This window comes from uncultured Gilvimarinus sp., assembly GCF_963972205.1.
Lineage (GTDB): Bacteria > Pseudomonadota > Gammaproteobacteria > Pseudomonadales > Cellvibrionaceae > Gilvimarinus > Gilvimarinus japonicus.
In genome coordinates this window covers 1-7,940 of the sequence record NZ_CAXAUC010000027.1, presented here as the reverse complement: position 1 = coordinate 7,940, position 7,940 = coordinate 1, and the positions used below count along the sequence as shown (strand labels likewise).

7 protein-coding genes are annotated in these 7,940 nt (G+C 50.0%); 1 reads left to right on the top strand and 6 read right to left on the bottom strand.

What is annotated here, in order from left to right; translation table 11 throughout:
- Positions 1–29: 29 nt before the first annotated feature.
- From AACY82_RS17675 to AACY82_RS17660, 4 genes are all read right to left on the bottom strand, one after another.
- Positions 30–395 (bottom strand): hypothetical protein, encoded by a 366-nt coding sequence (locus AACY82_RS17675; RefSeq protein ID WP_339618178.1) that lies wholly within the window; start codon positions 393–395, stop codon positions 30–32.
- Positions 383–745 (bottom strand): hypothetical protein, encoded by a 363-nt coding sequence (locus AACY82_RS17670; RefSeq protein ID WP_339618177.1) that lies wholly within the window; start codon positions 743–745, stop codon positions 383–385. The genes AACY82_RS17675 and AACY82_RS17670 overlap by 13 nt, the downstream gene beginning before the upstream one ends.
- Positions 746–1,217: 472 nt before the next feature.
- Positions 1,218–4,286, bottom strand: coding sequence for an efflux RND transporter permease subunit (locus AACY82_RS17665; protein ID WP_339618176.1), 3,069 nt, complete (start codon positions 4,284–4,286; stop codon positions 1,218–1,220).
- 9 nt (positions 4,287–4,295) lie between these two features.
- Positions 4,296–5,372 carry an efflux RND transporter periplasmic adaptor subunit gene (locus AACY82_RS17660; RefSeq protein ID WP_339618175.1) on the bottom strand — a complete coding sequence of 359 codons (1,077 nt, stop codon included), beginning with the start codon at positions 5,370–5,372 and terminating at the stop codon, positions 4,296–4,298.
- A gap of 292 nt (positions 5,373–5,664) precedes the next feature.
- Here AACY82_RS17660 and AACY82_RS17655 point away from each other — a divergent pair, with 292 nt between their 5' ends.
- On the top strand, positions 5,665–6,282 hold the full coding sequence (locus AACY82_RS17655; protein WP_339618174.1) for a TetR family transcriptional regulator: 618 nt from the start codon (positions 5,665–5,667) through the stop codon (positions 6,280–6,282).
- A gap of 3 nt (positions 6,283–6,285) precedes the next feature.
- On the opposite strand, the gene AACY82_RS17650 is transcribed toward AACY82_RS17655, so the two are convergent.
- Together AACY82_RS17650 and AACY82_RS17645 are read right to left on the bottom strand one after the other, a co-directional pair.
- Entirely contained in the window at positions 6,286–6,753 is a 468-nt protein-coding gene (locus AACY82_RS17650; protein ID WP_339618173.1) for an NADAR family protein, read from the bottom strand.
- A 666-nt stretch (positions 6,754–7,419) separates the two neighbouring features.
- Positions 7,420–7,860, bottom strand: coding sequence for a hypothetical protein (locus AACY82_RS17645; protein WP_339618172.1), 441 nt, complete (start codon positions 7,858–7,860; stop codon positions 7,420–7,422).
- Between the last annotated feature and the right edge of the window lie 80 nt (positions 7,861–7,940).

Below are 7,940 nucleotides of genomic sequence, written 5' to 3'. Positions count from 1 at the left end.
CGCATGCAGGGTGTTGTGGGGGCTGGAGGCTAGACACCTCCGGCTACCCGATTAGATTTATCATTGACATTTTCCGAATCATCACCTTTTAATGTTTTCAATTTCATAGCTAGAACCATCGATATCATTGCGACCATAGTTGCTAATACAACAGTAAAACTTGGAGCAGCGAGATCGAATATTTTAGAAATTCCGCCGTCAGAAGAAATACTCAAGTCTTTAATTAGAGTAACAGACATCGTTCCCATCGCAGCAGTTAAACCGAGAATTCCACTCATTCTTGTTACCAGACGACTTCTATAGTCAGATTCCGAAATTTTGCGTTCTACTTCCTCTACGGTTTTTAGGTCTAGTGCTTGAGAGGCTTGCTCTCTTTCTTTTATTAAGTGAGCCAACGTTTCACAATAGTTTTTTTCGTTTCTGATGAGATGAAACTTGAGTCCAATATTTCTTTAATTAATTCTTCGGCAATCTGTTTTGGCCTAAACACATCATCACGAGCCACTTTGTATTTTCTCGCTGTTGCGTTAATTAAGGAAGACAGTACTTCTTCATCAGGAATGTGGCCCTCAGAAATTCCAGGTCGAAGTGCGTACACAACTTCCTTATTCACCGTGGCGAGTTTTTGCACATACTCCTTGTCATCTTTCTTCGAAAAGATGTATCGGGTAATTAGAGTTACAAGAAGGCCGCTCAAAAGGCCTCCTCCAATACCTACCACCCATGCATTATTAAGAATATCCATAGTTCTCTCTTAAAAATCTAACATTTGTATATCGCGCATGCGCGTTATCATTCCGGTAAAAATTGAGGATATAGACCTAAGCCTTTGGTTTTACAGCGGCTACAAGGGTTATATTGCCAAATCAGGAGGGAGGAAAGTGTGCATGCGCGTTATTATTCTGGTCGCGGTCTTTTTATTTAACCTTCCTAGCTGGCTAACCCGTTGTATTGTGGTCAATTTCCTTTGAGCATCGGTGACAAAGCGTGCGCTTTAAAGTGGTAAATCGTGCCATGGATTGAGGTTAGGAGCAAGAGAGGTGGAAGAGGTGTGATGTTTTACGCAAACCAGAGCCTACTGCGACACTCCGCTTTTGGGCCCCCTGCAGCCAGCCGAGCGCTGGCCTATTTTAGTGGGTAGGAAAACAGGGACAAGGTGAATGGCACGGAGCGACAGAGAGAGCAGCCTATAAAAAGCCCGCGCTAGTGTCCCCCCCTTACTCCCTAACCCGATAAAACAACGCAAACAACACCGGCACCACAATCAACGTCAGGATTGTGGCAAACCCCAACCCCGCCATAATGGTTACCGCCATGGGTTTAAAGAACACATCCCCCAACAGCGGAATCATGCCTAAGATCGTCGTTAACGCCGCCATGCTTACCGGCCGCAAACGGCTCACGGCGGCAAGGGAGATGGCCTCGGACCAAGGCACTTGCTCTTCATCATTAAGGCGCTTTATCTCTTCGACCAAGACAATACCATTTTTAATTTGCATACCCACCAAACTGAGTACCGCGAGCAAGGCGGTAAAGCTAAAGGGCGCACCGGCGATTAACAGCCCCCAAGCGACACCGACAATCGCCAGAGGCACTGTGAGCCAAATCACTAAGGTTTGCCGGATCGAGTTAAACATAACAATATTCACCACGATCATCACCAACACCCCTAGGGGTACAAAAGCAAAGACGGCTTTGTTGGCTTTCTCTTGCGCTTCGTACTCGCCACCCCACTCCAACTCGTAGCCTAGGGGCATTTCCATGGCCTCGGCGGGGCCACGCAATTCGGCATGCAATTCAAACGGGTTGCTGTCGGCGGTCGGATCAGCCAACACCGCGAGTGTGCGTTTTTTATCGCGGCGCATAATCAGAGGGTTTTCCCAGTCGAGCTCGACCGAGCGCACAAACTGACCGATATTTACATAGCCCTGGCTAACCGGACTGTACACTTGCACCCGATCGAGCTGATCGACCCCGTGCCGCTCGCTGGCCGGTGGGCGAATAATAATGGGGAGTAAATCGGCCCCTTGGCGGAACACGCCAATACTAACGCCCTCGACGTTCATTTTGATGGCTTGGTCTAAATTGGTTTGGGTAATTCCCAATCGCTGTGCCGCTGCGGCATCAAATACCGGCCGCAATACTTTAGTGCGCTCGCGCCAGTTTTGCCGAATGTTACTGGCGTGCTGGTTGCTGCTGAACAGCGCGATCATTTGGTCACCCAGTTGGCGCAACACTGCCGGGTCCGGGCCGCTGATGCGCGCCTCAATTTTAGCCGCTGTTGAGGGACCCACCGAAGGCCGTTTAATGCGGGTAAAAGCCTGCGGATACTGGTTTTTTAACAGTCGCTCAATCGCCGCGACCGTACCGTCTATTTGTGCAAAGTTGTCGGTCTCGATCATTAGCTGAGCGTAGCTTGGGTAGGTTTTTTCGGGTGCGTAGGTAAGCATAAAGCGCTCGGCGCCACGACCGATGGTCGCGGTTACTTGCTTAACGCCATCGAGTTTTAACACATCGGCTTCGAGCTTTTTAACATCCGCTTCGGTGGAGCGTATGGCGCTGCCTTCGGGCAGCCAGTAATCCACCATAAACATCGGCAGTGAGCTATCGGGAAAGAACGCTCGATTTACCTGAGTAAAAGCCATTACGGCCGACACTAGCAGCGCGACCATCAGTAACATGGTTAGCGCGCGAAAGTGCAAACAAAAATGCAGCAGCTTGCGGTAGCCGCGATACATTTTACCTTGGTAAGGGGCGTAGGGGTCTGCGGTTTTTGAGTCCGAGGTTGTAGCAGTATCGGCGCCGCGCTTGCCGAGCAATAAAAAACAGAAAAACGGTGTAAGGGTTACCGCCAGCACCCAACTAAAAAACAGTGAAATCAGCAGCACCCAAAATAAGCTGCCGGTAAACTCACCACTGGCATCGGGCGATAAACCAATAGGCGCAAACGCGGTAATGGCAATAACGGTGGCCCCCAGTAACGGCCAGCGAGTGTGCGAGACAATGCGAATAGCGGCTTGGGTTTTACGCATCCCCTGGCGGACGTTAATCATAATGCCTTCGGTAACCACAATGGCGTTATCCACTAACATACCCAGAGCGATAATGAGCGCACCAAGAGAGATACGGTGTAACTCAATACCAAAAATATTCATCACGATAAACGTGCCGGCAATGGTGAGCAGCAAAGTTGCGCTCATAATAATACCGGGCTTTAAACCCATGGTGAACATTAACACCAGCACCACAATGACAACCGCTTGCGCTAGGCTCCATAAAAAGTTACTGACCGACTCATTGACCTGCCCGGGCTGATCGTAAATAGCGGTAATCTCGGTGCCGACCGGCTGGGCATACTCAAGCGCTTGTAAACGCGCTTTAATCGCAGCACCCACCTCGACCACATTGACACCGGAACCAAACGATACCCCCAGTGTTAACGCCTGCCGACCATTAAACCGATACAAATGTGACGGTGGCTCGCGGTAGCCTTTACTGATCGTAGCCACGTCCGTCAGGTACACCAGCTGGCCGTTGGCGTTACCCAGCAACAGTGACCTAAGTGCCTGCAACCCCTCACCGCCGTGCAACACCGAGCTAATGCGCAAGTATTCACGCCCGACCTCTATGTGGCCGGCATCCGATACTAGGTTTTGCCCTTGCAACGCCTGGCTAATGGTATCGACCGAAAAGCCCGAGGCGGCCAATTTAGCGCGGTCGACCTCGATGTAGACTTGCTCGATGCGTCGTCCACCAACAACGACTTTGCCTACGCCATCCACCAACACTAACTCGCGGCGCAGATAATCGGTGTAATCGGCTAACTCATCAAAGCTATAGCCCTCTCCGGTAACGGCAAAAAACATCCCGTACACATCGGCAAAATCATCGTTAATAATCGGGGCCGCGGCGCCGGGTGGCAACGTGCCCGCCATGTCGTTAATTTTGCGTCGCATCTCATCCCAGATTTGCGCCAAGTCATCTTTGCGGTAGATGCTTTTCATCTCTACCTCAACCTGCGACATACCCGCCGTGGTCGTCGAGACGATATGATCAACATAAGGTAACTGCTGAATCGCATTTTCTATGGGGAGCGTCACCTCCTCTTCTACCTCTTGCGACGAGGCGCCCGGGTATTGGGTAACGACAATGGCTTGCTTAATGGTAAATTGCGGATCTTCTAAGCGACCCAAGCCATTAAAAGCAAACACGCCGCCTAGCGCCAACAGCGCGACCACCATCCAGGCAACAGTGCGATTGGCAAGGGTATATTCGGTTAATTGCATGACCGTCTCCTATAGTCCGCGCTCTTTAATTAAGGCGCGGACTTTATCGCCCTCGTGCAAATAGCTAACACCTGCCGCCACCACCGAATCATCCGGCTGCAAACCGTCCAACAAGTAAAGGTAATCGCCCTGTACTTGCCCGACGTCCACAGCAACCCGGTGCACTTGCTGGTTACTGTCAACGCGCCAGACGTAGGCTTGGCCCTCCACCTCAAATACCGCTTCGATAGGCACCAGTACGCCGGTAATGTTTTCGCCGGCAAGAAGCTGGGTAAGATCCAAACTGACCGTCACTGCCATACCCGGCAATGCCGGAAAATCTTGATTGCGCGCCATAGTGTGCACCACGGTATACGAGCGCGTCACCGGGTCAGGTTTGGTTTCGTACTCCTTAAAGCACGCACGGTAACTGTGGTCTGGGTAGGCGTTAAAGCTGACCTGAGCGCAAATATCTTTAGGGTCCACGGTGGGCTTAATACGCCCAAGCAAACTCTCGGGCACGCTGTAGCGCACATCCAGGGTATCCACGCTTTGCAACTCCAAAATCACCTGATTGGCCGCCACTGTTTGGTGGTTCTCTACCCCAACATGCGCAATCACACCGTTAAACGGCGCCTTTAAGGTGGTGTATTTAAGGTTATCGCGAGCGTCGGCCAGCGCCGCCTTGGTGGCACGCACGTTGGCCTCGGCCTCTTCCACCGCCGAGTCGCTGGTGTAATTTTTTGCCAGCAGCGAGCTAATTTTATCGTACTGCGATTTCGCCAGATCGTACTTTGCCTGCCGGTCGGCCAAGTTATTGGCGTACACCGCCTTATCCAATTGCGCCAACACATCACCGGCCTCGAACTTCATGCCCGGCTTTGCCGGTAACGACTCCAGCTGCCCGCCTACCCGAAACGCCAACTCCGAATGCTGCGTTGCCTCGGTCACACCGGGAAAGCTGCGCATGGCGTTAAGATGCGCAGACTGCGCCTGAACAATCTTGGCCGGTTGCACCTGCTCGGCTGGCGCATCGGTAGCAGGTGCTTTTTCGCAGGCACTGAGGGCAAACACAGCGCTCAGTAGCAACACAGACATCGCTTTCATTTCGGGTTCCCAAAAAAGTGGTGAGGTGTAACGGGCTATATGACTCGCGAGCGCTTGCAAGCTCTTAAGATACGGACGGCTCCGCGCTAGAGATCATGTCACCCAAAAAGCAGCTTCTCGCTATTTACATACATTCATGTATGTTTGTATTATACAAAAAGTTAATGACAACACAATCTTTAAAGATAGCTCAGCGCACAAATTTAACCATAGCCGTAAACTCGGTAAATTCGCCTACCGCGAGCACATATAGTAACGGCGCCCTCACCCATTCACTGCAGGCAAAGTAATTGTGGCCAGAAAAACCAAAGCCGACGCCCAAAAAACCCTAAATCAGCTGCTAGACGCCGCCGCTTGGCTGTTTCAAACCCAAGGCGTTAACGAGACCACCCTCAACCACATCGCCAGCCGCGCAGGCGTTACCCGGGGCGCACTCTACTGGCACTTTGCCAACAAAGACGCGGTAATTATGGCCCTGTGGCAGCGAGACGCCGCCGCCCCCCACGCCAGCATTGTGAAAACACTGAACAACACCCGTGGCAATGGGCGCGAATTTAAGCAGCTGATTAAATCTCAATTGGGGGCCACCCTCAACGACGCCGCACTCATGCAGGCGTTGCGGATGATTTTACTGGGAGTAGAACGACTGGAAAACGACAGCGAACTGCAAAGCTTTTTAGCATCCCGCCACCAACAAATGCGCGATAGCTTTAAAACGGCGTTTAAGCAACTGCACGCCGCAGGCAAAGTACCCACCGACACCAACCCCGAAGCACTCGCCACCAGCTTTTGGGCGTATTTAAAAGGCCTACTACAGCTGCACCTAGAACCCTACAACCAAGACGTAGACTTACTGCGCGACGGTGACGTGCTATTGGATATTTGGCTGAATAGTATTATCAGTGACTAAAACTTACTCGGCGGCTCGCTGACGCAAGCGCTCACGGATATTCATCAAAACCTGACCATAATGATTCTCACCGCGCCGGTCGCGGCCAATACCCCAGTAATAATCAAACTGGCTATCCTCCAACAACACCTGATCGCCAGTATCCAACAGCGCCTGCGCCATCTCGGGATAAGTTAAACACTGAGTGTAAAGCGCGCGGCTCATCAATACAGGCTGCTCGGCTTTCCAGTTAGGGCGCTTTTTCTTAAACCAACCACCTGCCAGCTTACGCGCCCGCTCCAATGTTGGCGCCTGCCGAACCGCCTCGCGGTCAGCCTCGCGCTCAAAACGCATAGCCAACACGTAATGCTCAGCCGTCGGCCACTCCAAATCTTCCAATTCGAATGGCTGAGGCGCTACACGCCCTAAAGGCTCATCTGGGTCGTTCATATTGATGCAGTGAGCATCTTCGGCGCTTTGAGTAAAAAACACGGCATCTCCAGTTGGTCACTAACGCCTTACTCCCTGCACATACTGCCAAGAGCATTCTTGTGTAAGATAAGCCGAAGCAACACGAAAAAACGGGGTAGCAGTATGTGCCAACATGCAGAAATTTGTTAGTGTCGCTTATTTATTCGAAAGCTTTAGAAGGGTAGTTCATATAAAGTCGAACAAAAAAACCCTAACATATTGATAAATATGATATTACCTATTTCTCACTCGCCCTAATGTAAAGTTACAATGACTTGATGACATCAAATACAACATACAATGCGGCCTACCTGCATGATTTGTAAAGCTCCCAATCTTCACACTTTTGACAGTTGAAAAAGACAATATTTAAACTGAAAAAGCATGTAAAATGCTTACCTACCCCGACCGTTTAAATTAACATCAAATTACACTGCTTTATATTCAGCCAGCTATACCGACTCAGCATGCCTATGTTAAACACTTTAACCTTACAGCGCGGCACGGGGGGTCGATATACATGACCTTGATAGGGTTGAGTGCGCACGAGAGCTTGTAACTCAGAGACAACGCAGTACAACAATGGAGGGAGCCCGAATGCAATCGAGTGATTGTACTGAGCAATATCCTAAATTGTGGTCAAATTTTCAGTATCAATTGAACCTCGTAACAGTCTCCGACTCACTTTCACTCAACTGTTATTTTTTCAAAGAGCAAATAAAGGACCCGCCTATAGACACCCCTTACTTTAACCATAAACCCGCCAACGCAATCTATATCGGTCCCTAAATATATAACCTGGGATCTACCTGTGGAAGCAACCCACACATTCAACTCGTTTGTAGAAAACAAAAATCCGTCATAATCCTTGACTTTAGACCGCTTGATCACATCCAGTATCTTGGGAACACGTCTATTATTTACAAACAAACAGTGACTACCCCTATAAAAAGGAAAGCTTTTACCATGCGTTCTGAACAAACCCGGTAACACTTCATCCGAAGAACAACTATCTGACTCGATACAATCGAAGCAAACAATATCAAAGTCCCCATCAAGCTTTGAAATCAAATCAAGCGCAACATCGAAAAAATTGGCCTTGAATGCAAAGTCATCTTCTAGAATCACGGAAATTCCGTCCCGGTCCTCTATACTTGATCCCTACCACTAATACTGGACACATCGTTAAGCGAGTATAATTTATCGTA

Excerpts from the sequence above, each read along its gene's own strand:
- AACY82_RS17670 (WP_339618177.1), bottom strand. The coding sequence starts at position 745 with ATGGATATTCTTAATAATGCATGGGTGGTAGGTATTGGAGGAGGCCTT.
- AACY82_RS17665 (WP_339618176.1), bottom strand. The coding sequence starts at position 4,286 with ATGCAATTAACCGAATATACCCTTGCCAATCGCACTGTTGCCTGGATG.
- AACY82_RS17660 (WP_339618175.1), bottom strand. The coding sequence starts at position 5,372 with ATGAAAGCGATGTCTGTGTTGCTACTGAGCGCTGTGTTTGCCCTCAGT.